A 19,614-nucleotide genomic window follows, 5' to 3' on the forward strand; every position below is an offset into this window, starting at 1 on the left:
TATGGAGGAACAGTCAGAAATACTCAGCTCCAAGAAAGAATTTGCCTTTGCCTCAAGCACCATATTATCCCAAGTTGGACGAGGAATCATTGTTGGTCTCGTTGTTGGAATTATCGTTGGATCCTTTCGTTTCTTAATTGAAAAAGGCTTCCACCTGATACAAGGACTTTATCAAGATCAAGCGCATCTAGTGCGCAATCTTTTTATCATTGGTCTATTTTATTTAATAGTTTGTTGGCTCAGTGCGAAATTAACTCGATCAGAAAAAGATATCAAAGGCTCAGGAATTCCTCAAGTCGAAGCAGAATTAAAGGGATTGATTACTCTCAACTGGTGGGGAGTTCTTTGGAAAAAATATATTCTAGGAATTTTGGCTATTGCTAGCGGTCTTATGCTGGGGCGCGAAGGACCAAGTATTCAACTTGGAGCGGTTGGTGGTAAAGGAATTGCCAAATGGCTCAAATCCAGTCCAGTAGAGGAACGCTCCTTGATTGCTAGTGGAGCTGCCGCTGGTCTAGCTGCAGCCTTTAATGCGCCGATTGCAGGACTTCTCTTTGTGGTAGAAGAAGTTTATCACCATTTTTCACGCTTTTTCTGGGTATCTACTCTCGCTGCTAGTCTCGTAGCAAACTTTGTTTCTCTGCTCATATTTGGCCTAACACCCGTACTGGATATGCCAGACAACATCCCACTCATGACCCTAGACCAGTATTGGATTTACCTCCTCATGGGAGTTTTTCTTGGACTATCTGGTTTTCTCTATGAGAAAGCTGTACTCAACGTCGGTAGAGTTTATGATTGGATTGGCCAAAAAATACGTTTGGATAAAGCTTATTATCCAATTATGGCTTTTATTCTCATCATACCAGTCGGAATCTTCTTACCCCAAATCCTTGGTGGTGGAAATCAGCTAGTTCTTTCCCTGACTGAGCAAGATTTTAGTTTTCAAGTTCTATTAGCTTACTTTTTGATTCGCTTTGTTTGGAGCATGATTAGTTATGGAAGTGGCCTTCCAGGAGGTATTTTCCTACCAATTTTGGCGCTTGGGTCCTTACTTGGTGCGCTAGTTGGTGTTATTTGTGTCAATCTTGGACTTGTAAATCAAGGGCAATTCCCTATATTTGTCATTCTGGGAATGAGTGGCTATTTTGGAGCAATATCCAAGGCTCCCTTAACCGCTATGATACTCGTAACTGAGATGGTAGGAGATATTCGCAACCTCATGCCACTTGGTTTAGTGACCTTGGTCGCCTACATCATCATGGATCTACTCAAGGGTGCACCGGTCTATGAGGCTATGTTGGAAAAAATGCTGCCAGAAGAAGCGACAGATGAAGGAGAAGTCACTCTCATTGAAATCCCTGTTTCAGATAAAATAGCAGGAAAACAAGTACACGAACTCAACTTACCACATAACGTACTCATCACCACCCAAGTCCATAATGGCAAGAGCCAAACAGTTAACGGCTCAACCAGAATGTATCTGGGGGATATGATCCACCTGGTGATTCCAAAAAGTGAAATTGGGAAAGTCAAAGATTTGTTGTTGTAGATCAAAAATATTATTACATAATTTTTATTATGTAATAAATATATCAAGAATATTTTGTTGATTTTGATAAGGGAGGACATACATCATAATGAAAATACTAGATGTTCTATATGAGTTTTATGGTGATTTTGAATTCATTAAAGAAAAGTGGAATGAAAAATACGAAGGTATTCTTATCAAAATAAAGGATGAGCAAGGATATAAAAGATGCCGCTTAGCAAAAAGAACACCGAAAAAAGAAGGATATTTTACAGTTTTTTGGAAAAAAGACAAAAATAACATGAACATTCCTTATACCAATGAAGATTTGGGAACTGAACTTGTTATCGTTGTCATCGATAATGATAAAAAGGGGCTATTTATTATTCCAAACGAAGTTGCTACTTGTAAGAAAATTCTCTCAACAAAAAACAGCAAAGGAAAAATGTCCATGCGATTTTATCCGCCTTGGTGCACAAATTTAAATACAACGGCTCAATCAACACAAAAATGGCAATTGAAATTTTTTAGAGAAATTGAATTATAAGAATGACTTTGAAAAATTTCTAGTAGATTCATATCAGACACAAAGACTTGGTTCTTATGAAAAAAGAACCAAGTCTTTGTGTTAGTTTCTCAGGAATAAAGTACATTATAGACAATTTTTGTCGAAAAAATTTTTTAGTTATTAAAAATGAAATCATTTTTGGTTATTCTATTAAAAAGCCCTATAACATCTTTCCGAAAAACTATAATTTTCTTGAAAAATAAATAAGTCTATGCTATACTACTAGTAGAGACTTATTTATGGAGAAAATACATGAAACGTGAGATTTTACTGGAACGAATCGACAAACTAAAACAAATCATGCCCTGGTATGTTCTGGAATACTACCAATCCAAGCTTGCTGTCCCATATAGTTTTACAACCTTGTACGAATACCTCAAGGAATACGATCGATTTTTCAGCTGGGTTTTGGAGTCTGGCATTTCAAATGCTGATAAAATGGCTGATATTCCTTTATCTGTCTTGGAAAATATGTCTAAGAAAGACATGGAATCTTTTATCCTTTATCTACGAGAACGTCCCCTACTGAATGCTAATACAACAAAACAGGGTGTTTCGCAGACAACCATCAATCGAACCTTGTCAGCACTTTCTAGTCTTTACAAGTATCTGACCGAGGAGGTTGAGAACGACCAAGGAGAACCTTATTTCTATCGCAATGTAATGAAGAAAGTTTCAACCAAGAAAAAGAAGGAAACACTTGCTGCCAGAGCTGAGAACATCAAGCAAAAACTCTTTCTGGGTGATGAAACAGAAGGTTTTCTAACTTATATCGACCAAGAGTACCCACAACAGCTTTCAAATCGCGCCCTATCTTCATTTAATAAGAACAAGGAACGTGATTTGGCAATTATCGCCCTTCTATTGGCTTCTGGTGTCCGCTTATCTGAAGCTGTTAATCTGGATTTAAGGGATCTCAATCTCAAAATGATGGTTATCGATGTCACTAGAAAAGGGGGGAAACGTGACTCGGTCAATGTTGCTGCCTTTGCAAAACCTTATCTAGAGAATTATCTAGCCATTCGTAATCAACGCTATAAGATAGAAAAAACAGATACAGCCCTTTTTTTGACTCTCTACAGAGGGGTTCCTAATCGTATCGATGCTTCCAGTGTTGAAAAGATGGTTGCTAAGTACTCTGAGGACTTCAAAGTGCGTGTAACACCCCATAAACTACGACATACCCTAGCAACTAGGCTCTATGATGCCACTAAATCTCAAGTTTTGGTCAGCCATCAGCTAGGACATGCCAGCACACAAGTCACTGACCTCTATACCCATATCGTTAATGATGAACAAAAGAATGCTCTAGATAGTTTATGAAATACATAAAATAAATTATGTAATATATGATTTTTAAAAAAGAAGTCGGCCAACTAACCAACTTCTTTTTGATTTATCCTACTACCGCTTCAGCGATTTCTTCACGACTAATACCAGCGAAGTAACGCGTAATATCGATACCTTCTAGCGCATTAAGGACATCTTCACGTTCGTATTTCACTCCACGCAGGACATCTTCTACTGCAGCAACGTCTTCGATTCCAAAGAAGTCACCATAAATCTTGATATCTTGGATTTTTGATTCGAGAACATTAGCAAAGACTTCCACTTTACCACTGGTGAATTTGGTTCCACGACGGACGTTAAATTCAGGTGATTTACCATAGTTCCAGTCCCAAGTTCCAAACTTAGTATCCTTGATGCGATTGATTTCAGCCAATTCTTCCTCAGAAAAAACGTATTCTGTCATTTCAGGGTACTCTTTTTTCATGTATTCCAAGAGTAAATCACGGAATTCTTCAACTGTGATTTTTTCTGGTAATTCATTGACAATATTGGTCACACGGGCGCGGACGGATTTCACACCTTTTGATTCAAATTTGTCCTTTGAAACCTTAAGGGCGTTAGCAAGGACTGACAAATCAACGTCAAAGAGCAAGCAACCGTGGTGCATGATACGGCCATTGATATAGGCTTGGGCATTGCCACAGAATTTCTTTCCATCAATTTCAAGGTCGTTACGACCTGTGAACTCAGCTTTAACACCGAGTTGAGCTAGTGTATTGATAACTGGGGTGGAGAAGCTCTTAAAGTCAAAAGCCTTGTTTTCATCTTCTTTTGAGATAATCGTGTAGTTGAGGTTGTTTAGATCGTGATAAACAGCTCCACCACCGCTGATACGGCGGACCACCTCAATGCCATTTTCTCGAACATAATCACGGTTGATTTCTTCGATAGTGTTCTGGTGACGCCCGACAATGATCGATGGTTTGTTAATCCAAAGTAGGAAGATTTGATCCTCATCCAAAAGGTGTTTAAAGGCATATTCTTCCAAGGCAATATTAAAAGCAGTGTCGTTTGAATGATTGATAATGTATTTCATGATATCCCTTTATACGATAGAGACTGGAAAATACCTTTCCAGTCTAATCTATCTTTCTTTTATTTTTTCTTAGGTGAATGAATGGCCATTCCTAGAACATCCGCAAATGCTTCGTACATGACTTCAGAGTAGGTAGGATGTCCATGAATAGTCTTCAGCATTTCTTCAACAGTAATTTCCATTTCGATAATGCTTGATGCCTCGTTAATCAATTCTGCAGCTGCAGGACCGATAATATGAACACCAAGGATTTCTCCGTATTTCTTATCAGCGATGACTTTTACGAAACCTTGAGCTGCATCTGATGCAATGGCACGACCGTTAGCAGCAAAGTTGAACTTACCAATGGCTACATCGTATTTTTCACGGGCTTGTTCTTCTGTCAAACCTACTGCTGCTACTTCAGGAAGAGTGTAGATAGCTGCAGGAGTCAAGTTCAATTTGGCAACAGCATGATTTCCTTTTAGAGCATTTTCAGCGGCAACTTCACCCATACGGAAGGCTGCGTGAGCCAACATCTTAGTACCGTTGATGTCACCTGGTGCATAAATGCCTGGAACAGAAGTTTCCATGTATTCGTTAACCTTGATACGACCACGATCCAATTCAAACTCAACCTCTCCGATACCTTCAAGGTCTGGCACACGACCAATTGAAAGAAGAGCTTTGCTTGCGATGATATCGTCTTTTCCTTCAACCTTGATACGAAGTTGACCATTTTCCTCGATGATTTCTTGCAGTTTAGTACCAGTCAAGATGGTCATTCCTTTACGTTCAAGGATCAAGCGAAGGTTCTTAGAAACTTCCGTATCCATAGCCGGCACGATACGGTCCATCATTTCGATAACAGTCACTTTTGAACCAAATGTCATGAAGGCTTGACCGAGTTCGATACCGACAACGCCACCACCGATGATAACAAGACTTTCTGGAACTTCGTTCATTTCAAGAATGTCGTCACTAGTCATGACAAGTGGAGATTCCATACCAGGGACGTTGATCTTGCTGACTTTTGAACCACCAGCAAGGATGATTTTCTTGGTTTCAAGCAATTCAGAACCATTTACCAAGACATTCTTGTCTTTAGTAATAGTACCGATACCCTTATGAACAGTAACTCCGTAGCTACGAAGAAGTCCTGCAACACCACCAACAAGAGTATTAACAACTTTAGCTTTAGTTTCTAAAAGTTTTTCCATATCAACAGTAAAGTTAGGATTTTCAATCACGATACCACGGTTTGCGGCATGACCGATGTTTTCGATAATTTCAGCGTTGTGAAGATAGGTCTTAGTTGGGATACAGCCACGGTTCAAGCAGGTTCCGCCGAGTTCAGATTTCTCAACAAGGGCAACCTTACCGCCGAGTTGGGCAGCTTTAATGGCTGCAACATAACCAGCAGGACCTCCACCAATCACAACGATATCAAAAGCATCATTGCTCTTACCATCATCGTTTGAGGCACTTGCTGCAGGTGCTGGGCTCGCTTCTGGCGCTGCGGCTCCAGCTGTTGGGATATTTTCCCCTTCTTCACCAAGGTAACCGATAACTTCCGTTACAGGGACTGTTTCACCGTCCCCTTTAAGGATAGCAATCAAGTACCCATCTTCTTCAGCTTCCAATTCCATGCTGACTTTGTCAGTCATGATTTCCAAAAGGATTTCTCCTTCTTTTACAAATTCTCCGACTTTTTTATTCCATTGGACGATTTGTCCTTCTGTCATATCCACGCCGGCTTTTGGCATAATTACTTCTAAGGCCATGTCTTCCTTCCTTTATCTATATCTTAAAAATGAATACTCTTGTTCTTAAATCAACATTGAGATTGGATTTTCAATCAATTCTTTCAAGTCTTTCATAAACTTAGCACCAGCCATACCATCTACGACACGGTGGTCAATTGTTAAACCAAGACTCATGATTGGGCGAATCACAATTTCACCATTGACGACAACTGGCTTCTCGATTGTCGAGCTGACACCAAGAATAGCTGAGTTTGGTTGGTTGATGATGGGACCAAAGGACTGAACACCAAACATTCCCAAATTACTGATTGTGAAAGTTGAATTTTGCAGTTCGCTTGGAGCTAATTTACCATCCAAGGTACGGCCAATGACATCCTTGAAGGCTACAACCAGTTCTGAAAGACTCATCTTCTCCGCATTATAAACAACAGGTGTCATCAATCCATTATCCATCCCAACTGCCATCGCAAGATTGACATAGTTGTGAGTGATAATGGTCTTGCCGTCTTCTGTCAATGAAGCGTTGATATAAGGATGCTTCATCAAGGTTTTCACAACTGCAAGTGAAAGAAGGTCTGTTACAGTAGTCTTCTTCCCAGTTGCTTCCATGATTGGTTCAAGAACCTTCTTACGAAGAGCCAACATTTCAGTCATATCAACTTCATAGTTGAGCGTGAAGGTTGGGGCAGTTAGGTAAGATTCAACCATACGTTGAGCAATAACCTTACGCATTGGTGTCATTGGGATACGCTCAATTTCACCGTATGGTGTTACATTATCAGGAACTTCTTCCACTTTTTCAATCTGAGCAGGAGACTTAATAGTATCGTTTTCGATATTTTCAGGAAGCAAGGCCAAAACGTCTTTCTTCATGATTTTACCACGATGACCCGTTCCTTGGATTTCCTGCCAAGCAATGTTATGTTCGAGGGCAATTCGTTTTGCAAGTGGCGAAATGCGAACCACGTTTGTGTCTTTATAAGTTTCCACATCTTCTTTGTGGACACGACCGTTTGCACCTGAGCCAGAAACGTCGTAAAGGTTGATCCCTAGATCATCCGCTAACTTTCTAGCCGCAGGAGTCGCTCTTAGCTTGTCATCAGCCATGACCTCTCCAATTCTATTTATGATACAAAGGGCGTTAAAAGTCAAAGTGAAAATAGGAAACTTGACGAAGAAACTTTAGTTTCTAGGAAAGTTTATCTTTTTCACACAGACTTTAGCCCGAGTTCAACTCTACAAGCAACTTGGATACAACACGTATCTCAAGTTGCTACTGTTGCCGCTATTAGGCGGTCAACCTAGTAGACTTACTAAGTCGTTCGTCGAATAGCATCGATTCGACTCTCTCCTGTCGCAAATTTGCAAATAACTTGGGTACAATACATATCTCAAGTTACTAAAGTTAAAAACAACCGTTATTTTACATAACTTATCTTATGTAATTCTATTCTTTGTTATAAGTCTTACGGATTGCATCTTTGATGCTTTCAACTGTTGGAATCATTGCATTTTCTAGGTTTTGTGCATAAGGCATTGGCACATCTTCTCCTGCACAACGGCGGATTGGTGCATCTAGATAGTCAAATGCTTCCGATTCTGAAATAATAGCTGAAATCTCTCCGATATAGCCGCTTGTTTTGTGGGCATCGTTTACCAGAACAACCTTACCAGTCTTCTTAACTGAGTTAATGATGATCTCCTTATCAAGCGGAACAAGGGTGCGTGGATCAACAATCTCAACAGAAATTCCTTCTTCTGCTAATTCTTCAGCAGCTTGAACCACACGGCGTAGCATTTTTCCATAAGTAACAACTGTTACATCCGTTCCTTCGCGTTTGATTTCTCCAACTCCAAGTGGAATCGTGTAGTCTGGATCAACTGGGACTTCCCCTTTTTGGTTAAATTCTGACTTGTACTCAAGTATGATAACTGGGTTGTTATCACGGATAGAAGACTTGAGAAGGCCTTTCATGTCTGCAGGCGTGCCTGGAGCTACAACCTTTAGTCCAGGAATGTGAGTAAACCAAGACTCCAGTGATTGCGAGTGCTGGGCTGCAGATCCAACTCCATTACCAGCTGCACAACGTACAGTCATTGGAACCTGACCTTTACCACCAAACATGTAACGTGTTTTAGCGGCTTGGTTGACGATATTGTCCATGGCAATAACCGAGAAGTCCATAAAGGTCATATCGACGATTGGACGAAGTCCTGTCATGGCTGCTCCTGCTGCTGCTCCCGAGATGGCAGCCTCAGAAATCGGACAGTCACGAACACGTTCTGGACCAAATTCTTCAAGCATTCCAACAGAAGTACCGAAGTCTCCTCCAAAGACACCGACATCTTCTCCCATCAAGAATACATTTTCATCGCGACGCATTTCCTCAGACATAGCAAGGATAATGGTGTCACGGAAGGACATTGTTTTTGTTTCCATTTTATCTCTTTCTCCTTAGTCTGCGTAAATATCTTCAAATGCTGATTCAAGCGGTGGGAATGGACTTTCTTCAGCAAATTTAACAGAAGCTTCTACTGCTTCCTTGACTTGCGCTTGGATTTCTTCCAATTCTTCGGCACTTGCAATAGTGTTTTCAATGAGGTACTTGCGATGGTTTTCGATCGGGTCTTTTTGTTTCCACAACTCCACTTCTTCACGCGTACGATATTTACCAGGATCAGATGATGAGTGACCAAGCCAGCGGTAAGTTACACTTTCAATCAAGACTGGACCATTACCACCACGAACATGATCTACGGCTTTCTTGAACCCTTCGTAGACGTCGATGACATTGTTTCCATCTTCGATGAACATTCCAGGAATTCCATAAGCGGCGCTACGTTGATGGATATGTTCTACATTGGTCATTTTCTTGATATCCGCAGAGATACCGTAACCGTTGTTAATGCAATAGAAAATGACTGGCAGGTTCCAGATAGAAGCCATGTTCACTGCTTCGTGGAAAACACCTTCGTTGGTCGCACCATCTCCAAAGAAGCAAACGACGATTTTTCCAGTATTTTGCATTTGTTGACTGAGGGCTGCACCAACAGCGATTCCCATACCACCACCTACGATACCATTGGCACCAAGGTTACCAGCATCAAGATCGGCGATATGCATAGATCCACCTTTACCTTTACAGGTTCCAGTGTATTTACCAAGGATTTCAGCCATCATTCCGTTGAGGTCAATTCCTTTGGCAATGGCTTGTCCATGACCACGGTGGTTTGATGTGATCAGATCATCTGGATTGAGAGCCAACATAGCACCCACGTTAGCCGCCTCTTCTCCAACAGAAAAGTGCGTCATTCCTGGCACTTTCCCTTTCTTTACTAATTGCGCAATTTTTAAGTCCATACGACGGATTTCTTCCATCTTACGGAACATCTCTAGCAAAAGATTTTTATCTAAAATTGACATCTTCTTGCCTTTCTAACTTTCTTCTTACCTTACTATTTTACCGTTTTTGGCAAATACTGTCAAAGTTTTTCTAAAGAAAATTTCACAAATTAAAAAAGAAAACCCCATAGGAATAAGGGATTTTCTTATCAAGAATATTTTTTCACAAACTTTTTAGCGTTTAGATTTTTCTAAAGATTCAAATCTCTTCATAATCACAGTTAAACGCCAACGGTAGAGAACCCCACTCACAATCAAACTAATAATCAAGCCGATCCAGTAAGAATAAGCTCCAAAATCTGTTAGGGAATCAAATACCATAGCTACTGGGAGTGTCACCCCCCAGTAACCAACCAAACCAAGGTAAAAAGGAATAACGGTATCCTTATACCCCCGTAAAATTCCCTGGAGCGGTGCTGCAAAGGTATCTGCTAACTGGAAGAAAAGACTATAAGTCAAAAAGCGCGCTGTCAAATCGATAAATTCTGGGTCGTTACCATAAAGACTAGCCACATTTCCCCTAAAAATGTAAAGGAAGGATAAGGTGAATCCTGCAAAAATGAGGGCAGTCCATCTTCCTAGACCAATATAGGTTTTAGCATCATCAAATCGCTTGGCTCCCACTTCATAGGAAACAACAATAGCCATAGCCGATGAGATACTCATAGGAAAGGCGTACATAAGACTTGAAAAATTCATAGCTGACTGGTGACTAGCAATAATCAAGGATGAGAACTTCGCCATAATCAAACCAACCACAGAAAAGATAGCCACTTCGGCAAAGACAGTTCCCCCAATAGGCAGACCTAAGCGAACTCCTTCCTTAATTTTATCCATATTAAGAGGAATTCGTTTCTCAAGGTGTAAGGCTTTGAGCTTCTCCTGTTTAAATAAAACTAGAACAGAAATCCCAAGCAAGACCCAGTAGGCCAAGGATGTTCCTAAACCAGCACCAGCACCTCCCAGTTCTGGAACACCAAAGGCACCGTAAATCAAGAGATAGTTAAATCCGCTATTGAGAGGGAGTAACAAAAGCATGAGATACATAGACAGTTTGGTCAACCCCAGCGAATCCAGCAAGGAACGAATGACACTAAAGAGCAACAAGGGGATAATCCCGATAGATAAAAACCAGAGATAGCGAACCGCTACTGCCGCCACTGGTACTTCTAACCCAATATGATTCAAGATTGGTGGTGCCAAGTAAAATACCATCCCTAGCAAGACCACGGATAGACCCAAGGCTAAATAGATAAATTGGTAAAAATCAGACGCAACTTCTTCCCTTTTACCTCTACCAAGATGGTGACCAATGATGGGCACCAAGGCTGAAACAATCCCTGTCAGGAATGTAAAGAAAGGATTCCAGATACTGGTTGCCATAGACACACCAGCCAAGTCCAAGGTATTGTATTGGCCAGTCATAGTCGTATCAACAAAGGAGGCAGAATAATTGGCAAATTGATAAATAAGGATAGGGAAAAATATCTTTAAAAATAAGATAAACTTGTCTTTAAAATGATGGGTTTGGTACATATAAGCTCTCTATTCTTTTTGTTTACAGAGCAGACTCCCACCTAGTTTTGATAGACGATTTGTCCCTTACAGATGGTATATTTAACCTGCCCTTTTAAGGTTTCACCGATGAATGGTGAATTAGCTGCTTTCGAAGCAAAATGGGAGTCCACAAGTCGGTCAGCCTTAGCATCAAAAATAGTGATGTCCGCTGGACCATTCTCAGCCAAGTAACCTGCTTCAAAGTTATAAAGCTTGGATGGGTTGTATGTCATTTTTTCGAGTAATTCCATCAAACTCAACTCCCCAGCTTCCACCAAATAAGTTAAACCGAGAGAAAGAGATGTTTCCAAACCAGTCATACCAGATGGCGCTTTGGTAATATCCTCAACGTTTTTCTCATCTGCATGATGAGGCGCGTGGTCAGTCGCGATAACTGTGATGACGCCTGATTTAAGACCTTCGATAACAGCACGACGGTCTGATTCCAAACGAAGCGGCGGATTCATCTTAGCATTGCTACCTTGAGTCAAAAGAAGTGCTTCTGTCTTAGAGAAATGCTGTGGCGCTACTTCTGCTGTTACTTGCGCTCCCAATCCTTGAGCAAACTCCACTACTTTAACACTTTCTTCCTTAGACAAATGCTGAATATGAACATGGGCCTTGGTTGCATAGGCAATCATGACATCACGCGCCATCATAGCATACTCAGCCACCCCAGTTGCACCACAGATATGGAAATGTTCTTTAGCAATATTTTCGTTAAAGCCAAGAACACCGTTCAATCCTGGATCTTCCTCATGGAGACTAATAAAGGTATTGATTTTTTTGGCTTCTTCCATGGCTTCCTTGACAACTTTACTACTTTCAAGTGGGATACCGTCGTCTGAGAAACCAACAGCTCCAGCTTCTAAAAGTGCTTTAAAGTCAGTCAAATCTTGCCCATTAAAATTCTTAGTAATGGTCGCAACCGTCTTAACATTGATTTTTTCCTTGGCAGCAGATTGAAGAACTTCTTTCAAAGTCTCAACGTCTGAAATGGTTGGACTAGTATTAGCCATCATGACAACAGTTGTAAAACCACCTGCAGCGGCTGCTAGGGCACCGGTATGAATGTCTTCTTTATGTGTTTGACCAGGTTCACGGAAATGAACATGAATATCGACCAAGCCAGGAGCAACTACAAGACCAGTAGCATCAATTATCTCTGCTCCTTCTTCTTTAATCTCAGGCGCAATTTTGACAATTTTCCCATCTTGGACTAAGACATCGCACACTTGATCCAAACCAGACTTGGGATCCATTACACGACCATTTTTAATTAGTAGCATCTTCTTTCTCCTTTATTCATAGAAATCAACTTGGGTATCCAACAATTTATCCCCATCATAGACAAACTTGGCTGAAAAGAAGGGTTTATCCTCTAAAAGCCACTCAACAAAGGTATGATCCCCTTCCCAAGTCGGCTTACTCAAAACCTCGTCATAGGGAACCCATTCTAGCGTCCCCTCGTTGCAGTCAATCAAGTCCCCCTCGAACTCCGTCACCTTAAAAACATAAGTGTACCAGTCTAAATCTGGTGTGAATTCAGGAAAAGTGATAACACCTTTTAGAACTGGCTTGGCTTTCAGTCCCGTCTCTTCGAGGATTTCACGCGCCGCGCATTCCTGAGGGGTCTCACCTCGCTCTAGCTTACCACCCACACCAATCCATTTTCCTTCATGAACATCATTTGGCTTCTTATTACGGTGGAGCATAAGCAGTTCTTTCCCGTTATCAATGTAGCAAATTGTCGCTAACTGAGGCATATTTTCTCCTTATCTAAGCCAATCGATTGGCTCTTGTCCTGTTTCTTTTAAGAATGCATTGGCCTTGGAAAAAGGCTTGGAACCCCAAAATCCTCTATAAACTGACAAAGGACTGGGATGGGCTGATTCGATAATCAAGTGATGAGGATTGGTAACTAAGGCCTTCTTCTTGCGTGCATAAGCTCCCCAGAGTACAAAAACGACTTGTCTATCTAGATGATTGACCACCTGAATCACAGCATCCGTAAAAGGCTCCCATATCTGCCCAGCATGACCATTAGCCCGTCCAGCCGGAACTGTCAAACAAGCATTAAGAAGTAAGACTCCTTGCTCAGCCCAAGCTGTCAAATCATGAGATTTCTTAACCCCGATATCATCTGACAATTCTTTCAAGATATTTTGCAAGGATGGTGGAGCTGGGATAGAGTCCGGTACAGAAAAACTCAAGCCCTGCGCTTGACCTGGCCCGTGATAGGGGTCTTGGCCTAGAATCACCACCTTAACTTCTTCAAGCGGTGTTGTCAAGAGAGCCTGAAAAACCTTTTCTTTGGGCGGATAAACAGTCCCCTGTGCATAGACCTGATTCATAAACTGATTGATTTTCCCGAAATAACCTTCAGGTAATTGCTCCTTAATCAAAGCATGCCAAGACGAGTGTTCCATAGCCGACTCCTTCGTTTTTACTGCCTCTATTATAGCAAAAAGTGGCTATCTAAACCACTTTTTACAGTTTATCTAAACAATCCAGCAAGTCTTGATAAGAATGGACTTCATAAGTCGGCTGGGCTTGTGTGTGATTTTCGAGGTGATGAGGATTGTACCAGATCGTGTCAATTCCAGCATTTTTGCCACCTTGAATGTCGGCTGTTAGGGAATCTCCAATCATCAGCGTCTCTTCTTTGCTAAAACCTTCAATCTGCTGACCGATTTTTTCATAAAAGAGGGCATCAGGCTTTTGTGTTTGTAGCTGTTCTGAGATAAAGACTTGATTGAAATAAGGTGCTAGACCCGATTGAGCCAAACGCCCCGTCTGAATGGCAGTAATGCCATTTGTCGCAGCATACAGCTCATAATCTCGCTCGATAAGGCTGTCTAAGAGTTCATGAGCGCCTAAAAAAATTTGTCCCTGTTGAGCGAGGTAAAATTGGTAACGCTGGGCTAGAAAACTACCGTCTTTTTCCTGTCCAAAGTGAGCAAATAAACGAGAAAAGCGCGTGTTAACCAGCTCTTGTTTACTGATTTTCTTTTGCTCCAAGTCCTTCCAGAGAGCCTTGTTCATAGGAACGTAATAGTCTTTATAGGCCTGAATATCTGCAACCCCTTCTTCTTTTAGAAGTTGGGTCAAAGCCACATCCTCAGCAGCATCAAAATCAAGAAGAGTGTGGTCGAGGTCGAAAAGTAGAAATTTGTAGGACAATTTGAGAGTTTTCCTTTCTAAGATAAACAACTTTCACTTCAGCCAGTTGTTTAATGTAAAAACTTAAAAGTGGTAAAGTATAACAAAAATAATAGTTTCAATTGATTAACTAACACATACTATTCTGGTGAATTATAAAAAAATCTTCTATAAATTCGAGCAATAGTTAAAATAGCTACAAATATGACTCCCAAAATAGATAATACTATTTTCACAAAACTCATTTCAGAGCCTATTACATAGATATGAAAAAGAGGGGCTAGTCCTACACATAGAGACAATAGATAACTACTAAATCTTATCTCACCAATTCCTGCAAAAAAATGTTTCATTTTAAATATTCTCCTTTGAAGCCCCTAATGATTAAAAATAATGACTGCTTAAAATTAAACAGCTCTAAAATCTAAATATTTGTCAGAGATAAGCTATACTAAGATTATTTTTTAAGCACAACCTTCTTGCTCTTATGGTTTAATTATATTATAACACTATAAAATTTTCAATTTAATTGATATTTACCATTTAATCATATTCGATGAGTTGTATTTTACAGATTAATATTATTTAGCATTCTTTTTAGTCACTTTTTAATTCTCAAATTCCCTTTGTTTATACAACCATAATATTATTGAAAAACAACTTAAGATTAAAGATTTTCATCCTCTTTTTATTCTGGTAGCACTACACACTCAACTCAAACAACTTATAAAACTCACCTCTCCTATCCATCAAGTCACAAAAAGAACCATCTTCAACAATGACGCCTGCTTTCATAAAGAGAATTCTATCGTATCTTTTCAAAATGTTTTCATTCAACTTGTGGGTTACTACAAGTGCAGTCAAATTTTGAATATCCAAGATTGAACTTTCAATTTCAGTAGTTACTTGATTATCCAAAGACGAAGTAGCCTCATCCAATAATAAGATTGGTGTTTTTCGAATCAAGGCACGCGCAATACTAACTCTTTGTTTTTGTCCGCCAGATAAATTTGATCCATTCTCTCCACATAAAGCTTGTAAACCAGATTCATTATCTAAAACATAACTTTCTAAACCTGACTGCTGGACAGCTTGCCTAATTTCCTCATCAGTGAAGAATTGATTAAGAGTAATATTTGCTCTTAAAGTATCATCAAAGATATAAATATCTTGCTGAACAATAGTCATTAAGTTATAAAGGCTCTCTGCTGAAATAGCTTGCAAATCTTGATTATCAATTGAGATATACCCACTTGTTACATCATAGAAACGCAGTAATAGATTGAGTAAAGTTGATTTTCCACTACCTGACATACCTACTATTGCAATTTTTCCCCCTTTTTGATCTGCAAAGATAAATTATTAAAAATCTTTTTCTCAGCATTAGGGTAGAAAAAATCTACGTTTGAAAAAGAAATGACATCATCAAAATATTCTTTCGTTTTACCAGTTTGAAGTTCGATTACATCTTTTACCTCAAATGAATTCAGTGTAGCCTGACCTTCGCGGAATTTACTCATTCCCATACCAATTTCATTTAGTGGCATTACTACAAAATTGACTAGTTGAACAATAGCTGTAACACTCCCGATTGTGGTATGCCCACCGAAGACCAGATACATTCCTCCACCAAAGGCTACTAAAAAAACAATCATCCCTGAAAGTTGAGAAATAACATTAGATAAAACATCAAATTTTCCTTTGATGAAATATATCTCATCCAATTTTTCGCTTTCGTTTTTGTAATCTTGACGGATAGCCTCTTTCACATTAAAACTCTTTATAACTAGAAACCCTGCTAAAATATCTTTAACCTTAGCTAAATATTTCTGATCGGATATTATAGAAATATTTTGTAGAGAGGCTGATTTTTGTCCAATAAATCCTGAAATCATCATAGGAATAATGCTAGCAATGATAACTAATAAGGTCAAAAACCAATTACCTATAAACATGGCTACTAGTGAGAAAATCATTAAGGAAATATTTTTTGAAATATTAAAATACTGGTGCAAATAATCCTGCTCAATTTTCTTCATGTTCTCAGTTAATATTGAAATAAATTTCCCTGATTTTTCCTTAGAAAATTCTCTATAATCGCTATCTAAAATAGATTTAAACACCTTATTTTTGTATCTTGACATAATCTGCCTAACAAGTTTATTTCTTAATCGAAGGGATATAAAATTAAGACTGGCATAGATAAATATTACGATAGCACCTATTAGTATCGCTTGGGTTAGAGCTTCCCTATTTTGGGACATTCCACTATCAATTATAATTTTAATAGAATAAGCAAAAGCAATATTAGTTAAAGGAACTAGTATATTAAAAATCATGAAAGTATAAAAAGACTTCTTATGGTACTTTGTCAATTGTTTCATTCCTAATCTACCTCATAATTCTTAAATTTCATTTAGAAAATGTGACATAAAATATTCTTCTAAGTCAATATCCTCTCTCCTAATCTCTTTCATAGAGACTTGTTCTAGCATTTCTCCATTTTTGATAAAACCAATTTTATCTGCTATCTGTGAAATTTCCGATAATATATGACTCGATATTAGTATTGTAATTCCATGTTCCTTTGAAAGCGACAACAAAAGATTTCGAATTTCTTGAATTCCTATTGGATCTAAACCATTGATTGGCTCATCTAAAATTAACAATTTAGGTTTTGTTAGAAACGCACGAGCTAAACCAAGCCTTTGCCTCATTCCTAACGAAAAATCTTTTACTTTTTTAGTCGTATTTTTTAATCCGACCATCCTTAAGGCTCTTATTATATCTGATTCGGTAATATTTTTCCTCATATATTGCGCGTGAATTTCCAAAATTTCTTTTGCTGTGAGGTTTTCATAAAAAATTGGTGTTTCAATAACACTTCCAACTTGACTTAGAATCTCCTCTCTGTGATCTTGTAAATTTTTTCCAAAGATTTCAATACTACCAGATGTAACAGTTGATAAGGATAACATGCATTTCATTAAAGTTGTTTTCCCTGCGCCATTTGGTCCTAAAAATCCATAGATTTCTCCTTCAGCAATTTGAAGGTTGATACCACTTAAAATTTCTTCTTTATCAATTGTTTTAAAAACTTCTTTTACTTCAACAATATTTTTCATTTCTATCTCTCTTTCTATATCTAGCTTTAAATGCAAGAATTTTTCTTCAGGAGCATAAATACTAACTTATACAGTCTCTTCGTTTAAATAAATCATCACAAAATTAGCACTTTCCTTCCATTAAATTTAGCTATACTACTTGATATTAATATCTTTTCTTGAAATAGTATAAATTGAAAATGAAGTAATCATTAAACTTATGAAACTTGCAAATATCAAAAAGAATAAGTTATCAGCAATATTATTAGATAAACCTCCTGGACTTACATTCGAAAGTAACGCTGCTAAACCAAGTCCTGAAAGCATTGTTATAGCTATTGAATGCCTAATCATACCTAAAACAAAAGGTAGTATTCCGATTAATACTGTTCCAACCGTAATTCCAGCTAAGTTAATCATTTGATTCGCTACTGGGATATAATTTGATTCGGTTAAAACTGCTACTAATTTAATTAATAATTGAATAACTAAATGTGCAGTAAAATGAGCAATAAATGATATCAGAATTACTGTAAGCACTTTTCCCCATAATAATTTTATTTTAGAAACAGGGTACGAAAACAACTGAAAAATTGTTCTTCGTTTAAATTCATCAATAATAATCGTAGACAATAAATAAGATTCAAAAATCAAAAATGCTGCTTTTGTAAATAAAGATGAAAACAATGAAGCTACAATTGCCCAACCTTCCCATTTACTAGTAATTCTAAAATCTTTAGTATTTTGTCCAACAAACTCTCCTAGTTTATTATCAGTCCCTAACCCCATGATTATAATTCCTGTAATACCTAACACTATCAATATAGTACACGACCAGGCTAAAAATAATTTAGATTTAGAAACTTTATTTAATTCAATTTTAATAAGCGACAACATAGATTTTTCCTCCAAAAAATTTTGTTAATATTAATGACGCTATTCAAAAAGTACCTTACATACTTCTGGTATGTTAAAATTTTAAAAATAAACATACTAAAGGTATGTATAATGAAATTTTTAATACCATATCTAGAGTATGGTATTTTTTAAAATATCAAAACTTAAAATTTATTTAACACCTTTTAAATGATCAAATAATTGGAAAATTACTTCCATCATTTCATCAGTAATCAACTGCACTCCCAAACCTTCAAAAGTAAGTTTAATGAAATTCATTTTTCGTTTTAATTCTTCTACTGAAAAAACAGAAATTTGGAATCCAATCCAAATATTCAAAGTTAACACAATCAAATCAGCTAGCTCTTCAGGATATTCTGTTTTAATTGATTTATCTTTAACACCTTCGAAAACTTTTTCTCTAATCCCTGGTAAAAAATCAGAAAATAAACTTAAATACTGCTCTCCTAACAAACGTGGACTTCTTAACATAATTGAGACAGAGTACACTAATCTTTGTTGTTCTAAATTAGAGAACGCATCCATCAAAGAATTTTGTATTTTTTCTAATGCAGTATCTCCTCTCCAATTATAATTTAGAATTTCTTGATTATTTTCACTAATGATTGATTGCAATATTTCATCTTTAGACTCAAAATGATGATAAATAACACCTTTCGTCAATCCACCTAACCCATCGATTATATCTTGTATTGAGGTATTATCGAATCCTTTTTCTAAAAATAAATCTTTCGAAACTTCTAATATTTTTTTTCTAGTTTCATGTGAGTTTCTATTCCTTGCCATTATAACTCCTTTTCAACATACTAACGGTATGTAATCTCATTATAATGCAAGAAACTAATAATGTCAAGATTCTTTTTATCCCCTCTAATTTTCAAAATTCATTGGCAAACTACTATCCTATACAATTGACAGCCCAAATCTTTCAGAATAGAACAATCCTAACTATCGAATACCTCAACCTCATAAATATCCATGCAATCCTAAACCTAGAATTCTATAAACTAAATGTTTTCGCACTATTCTAAGCCATTGATTGCTTTAAATTTTAATTTTTAAAGAATTCTAAAGCTAGAATAGTCCCATCCCAATCAGTTTTGATTGATTCACAATTTAGAAACTCTATGATTCTACTCCTTTTAAACAAAAAGGGACTGCATAAAGCAATCCTTTTCTGATTTTGAAATCATTTACTTATACTCTTCGAAAATCAAATTCAAACCACGTCAGCTTCACC

At 37.9% G+C, this 19,614-nt stretch carries 17 protein-coding genes and 1 pseudogene; 3 read left to right on the forward strand and 15 right to left on the reverse strand.

The window, feature by feature from the left end:
- Nucleotide 1 precedes the first annotated feature (1 nt).
- The 3 genes from OCF96_RS05360 to xerS all read left to right on the forward strand — a co-directional run bounded on the left by OCF96_RS05360 (nt 2) and on the right by xerS (nt 3,422).
- Nucleotides 2–1,552: a ClC family H(+)/Cl(-) exchange transporter gene (locus OCF96_RS05360; RefSeq protein WP_261446627.1), complete on the forward strand. Its 1,551-nt coding sequence runs from the start codon at nt 2–4 to the stop codon at nt 1,550–1,552.
- An 88-nt stretch (nt 1,553–1,640) separates the two neighbouring features.
- Nucleotides 1,641–2,078, forward strand: a complete 438-nt coding sequence (locus OCF96_RS05365) for a MepB family protein (protein WP_061424846.1) — start codon at nt 1,641–1,643, stop codon at nt 2,076–2,078.
- 273 nt (nt 2,079–2,351) lie between these two features.
- The gene (gene xerS / locus OCF96_RS05370; RefSeq protein ID WP_261446628.1) at nt 2,352–3,422 is read left to right on the forward strand and encodes a tyrosine recombinase XerS; all 1,071 of its coding nucleotides are present in this window, start codon (nt 2,352–2,354) and stop codon (nt 3,420–3,422) included.
- A 73-nt stretch (nt 3,423–3,495) separates the two neighbouring features.
- Here xerS and OCF96_RS05375 read toward each other — a convergent pair whose 3' ends face one another.
- The 15 genes and pseudogenes from OCF96_RS05375 to OCF96_RS05445 form a co-directional block, all read right to left on the reverse strand.
- A complete protein-coding gene (locus OCF96_RS05375) occupies nt 3,496–4,485 on the reverse strand; it encodes a lipoate--protein ligase (protein WP_261446629.1) in 990 nt (329 codons plus the stop codon).
- Nucleotides 4,486–4,544: 59 nt separating this feature from the next.
- Nucleotides 4,545–6,248 carry a dihydrolipoyl dehydrogenase gene (gene lpdA / locus OCF96_RS05380; RefSeq protein WP_261446630.1) on the reverse strand — a complete coding sequence of 568 codons (1,704 nt, stop codon included), beginning with the start codon at nt 6,246–6,248 and terminating at the stop codon, nt 4,545–4,547.
- Nucleotides 6,249–6,293: 45 nt separating this feature from the next.
- On the reverse strand, nt 6,294–7,337 hold the full coding sequence (locus tag OCF96_RS05385) for a dihydrolipoamide acetyltransferase (protein ID WP_000752716.1): 1,044 nt from the start codon (nt 7,335–7,337) through the stop codon (nt 6,294–6,296).
- Between the two features lie 340 nt (nt 7,338–7,677).
- A complete protein-coding gene (locus OCF96_RS05390; RefSeq protein WP_000448715.1) occupies nt 7,678–8,670 on the reverse strand; it encodes an alpha-ketoacid dehydrogenase subunit beta in 993 nt (330 codons plus the stop codon).
- 15 nt (nt 8,671–8,685) lie between these two features.
- Nucleotides 8,686–9,654, reverse strand: coding sequence for a thiamine pyrophosphate-dependent dehydrogenase E1 component subunit alpha (locus OCF96_RS05395; RefSeq protein ID WP_261080785.1), 969 nt, complete (start codon nt 9,652–9,654; stop codon nt 8,686–8,688).
- A gap of 153 nt (nt 9,655–9,807) precedes the next feature.
- Nucleotides 9,808–11,169, reverse strand: a complete 1,362-nt coding sequence (locus OCF96_RS05400) for an MATE family efflux transporter (protein ID WP_261446631.1) — start codon at nt 11,167–11,169, stop codon at nt 9,808–9,810.
- A 41-nt stretch (nt 11,170–11,210) separates the two neighbouring features.
- Entirely contained in the window at nt 11,211–12,479 is a 1,269-nt protein-coding gene (locus tag OCF96_RS05405; protein ID WP_261446632.1) for a dihydroorotase, read from the reverse strand.
- A gap of 12 nt (nt 12,480–12,491) precedes the next feature.
- A complete protein-coding gene (locus OCF96_RS05410) occupies nt 12,492–12,956 on the reverse strand; it encodes an NUDIX hydrolase (protein ID WP_001135768.1) in 465 nt (154 codons plus the stop codon).
- Between the two features lie 9 nt (nt 12,957–12,965).
- Nucleotides 12,966–13,619 carry a uracil-DNA glycosylase gene (locus OCF96_RS05415; protein WP_261446633.1) on the reverse strand — a complete coding sequence of 218 codons (654 nt, stop codon included), beginning with the start codon at nt 13,617–13,619 and terminating at the stop codon, nt 12,966–12,968.
- Between the two features lie 61 nt (nt 13,620–13,680).
- Nucleotides 13,681–14,373: a pyrimidine 5'-nucleotidase PynA gene (gene pynA, locus OCF96_RS05420; RefSeq protein ID WP_261072040.1), complete on the reverse strand. Its 693-nt coding sequence runs from the start codon at nt 14,371–14,373 to the stop codon at nt 13,681–13,683.
- Nucleotides 14,374–14,492: 119 nt separating this feature from the next.
- Nucleotides 14,493–14,705, reverse strand: coding sequence for a hypothetical protein (locus OCF96_RS05425; protein WP_261446634.1), 213 nt, complete (start codon nt 14,703–14,705; stop codon nt 14,493–14,495).
- A gap of 349 nt (nt 14,706–15,054) precedes the next feature.
- Nucleotides 15,055–16,736: pseudogene (locus OCF96_RS05430) on the reverse strand (ABC transporter ATP-binding protein).
- 21 nt (nt 16,737–16,757) lie between these two features.
- On the reverse strand, nt 16,758–17,477 hold the full coding sequence (locus tag OCF96_RS05435) for an ABC transporter ATP-binding protein (protein ID WP_115904356.1): 720 nt from the start codon (nt 17,475–17,477) through the stop codon (nt 16,758–16,760).
- Nucleotides 17,478–17,612: 135 nt separating this feature from the next.
- A complete protein-coding gene (locus tag OCF96_RS05440; protein ID WP_261446635.1) occupies nt 17,613–18,353 on the reverse strand; it encodes an ABC transporter permease in 741 nt (246 codons plus the stop codon).
- 171 nt (nt 18,354–18,524) lie between these two features.
- Nucleotides 18,525–19,160 (reverse strand): TetR/AcrR family transcriptional regulator, encoded by a 636-nt coding sequence (locus OCF96_RS05445; protein ID WP_261446636.1) that lies wholly within the window; start codon nt 19,158–19,160, stop codon nt 18,525–18,527.
- Between the last annotated feature and the right edge of the window lie 454 nt (nt 19,161–19,614).

Origin of the sequence: Streptococcus mitis, from assembly GCF_946190065.1 — a bacterium.
GTDB lineage: Bacteria > Bacillota > Bacilli > Lactobacillales > Streptococcaceae > Streptococcus > Streptococcus mitis_DE.

Coding starts and splice junctions, on each gene's coding strand:
- OCF96_RS05360 (WP_261446627.1), top strand. CDS start 2: ATGGAGGAACAGTCAGAAATACTCAGCTCCAAGAAAGAATTTGCCTTT.
- OCF96_RS05365 (WP_061424846.1), top strand. CDS start 1,641: ATGAAAATACTAGATGTTCTATATGAGTTTTATGGTGATTTTGAATTC.
- xerS (WP_261446628.1), top strand. CDS start 2,352: ATGAAACGTGAGATTTTACTGGAACGAATCGACAAACTAAAACAAATC.
- OCF96_RS05375 (WP_261446629.1), bottom strand. CDS start 4,485: ATGAAATACATTATCAATCATTCAAACGACACTGCTTTTAATATTGCC.
- lpdA (WP_261446630.1), bottom strand. CDS start 6,248: ATGGCCTTAGAAGTAATTATGCCAAAAGCCGGCGTGGATATGACAGAA.
- OCF96_RS05385 (WP_000752716.1), bottom strand. CDS start 7,337: ATGGCTGATGACAAGCTAAGAGCGACTCCTGCGGCTAGAAAGTTAGCG.
- OCF96_RS05390 (WP_000448715.1), bottom strand. CDS start 8,670: ATGGAAACAAAAACAATGTCCTTCCGTGACACCATTATCCTTGCTATG.
- OCF96_RS05395 (WP_261080785.1), bottom strand. CDS start 9,654: ATGTCAATTTTAGATAAAAATCTTTTGCTAGAGATGTTCCGTAAGATG.
- OCF96_RS05400 (WP_261446631.1), bottom strand. CDS start 11,169: ATGTACCAAACCCATCATTTTAAAGACAAGTTTATCTTATTTTTAAAG.
- OCF96_RS05405 (WP_261446632.1), bottom strand. CDS start 12,479: ATGCTACTAATTAAAAATGGTCGTGTAATGGATCCCAAGTCTGGTTTG.
- OCF96_RS05410 (WP_001135768.1), bottom strand. CDS start 12,956: ATGCCTCAGTTAGCGACAATTTGCTACATTGATAACGGGAAAGAACTG.
- OCF96_RS05415 (WP_261446633.1), bottom strand. CDS start 13,619: ATGGAACACTCGTCTTGGCATGCTTTGATTAAGGAGCAATTACCTGAA.
- OCF96_RS05425 (WP_261446634.1), bottom strand. CDS start 14,705: ATGAAACATTTTTTTGCAGGAATTGGTGAGATAAGATTTAGTAGTTAT.
- OCF96_RS05435 (WP_115904356.1), bottom strand. CDS start 17,477: ATGAAAAATATTGTTGAAGTAAAAGAAGTTTTTAAAACAATTGATAAA.
- OCF96_RS05440 (WP_261446635.1), bottom strand. CDS start 18,353: ATGTTGTCGCTTATTAAAATTGAATTAAATAAAGTTTCTAAATCTAAA.
- OCF96_RS05445 (WP_261446636.1), bottom strand. CDS start 19,160: ATGGCAAGGAATAGAAACTCACATGAAACTAGAAAAAAAATATTAGAA.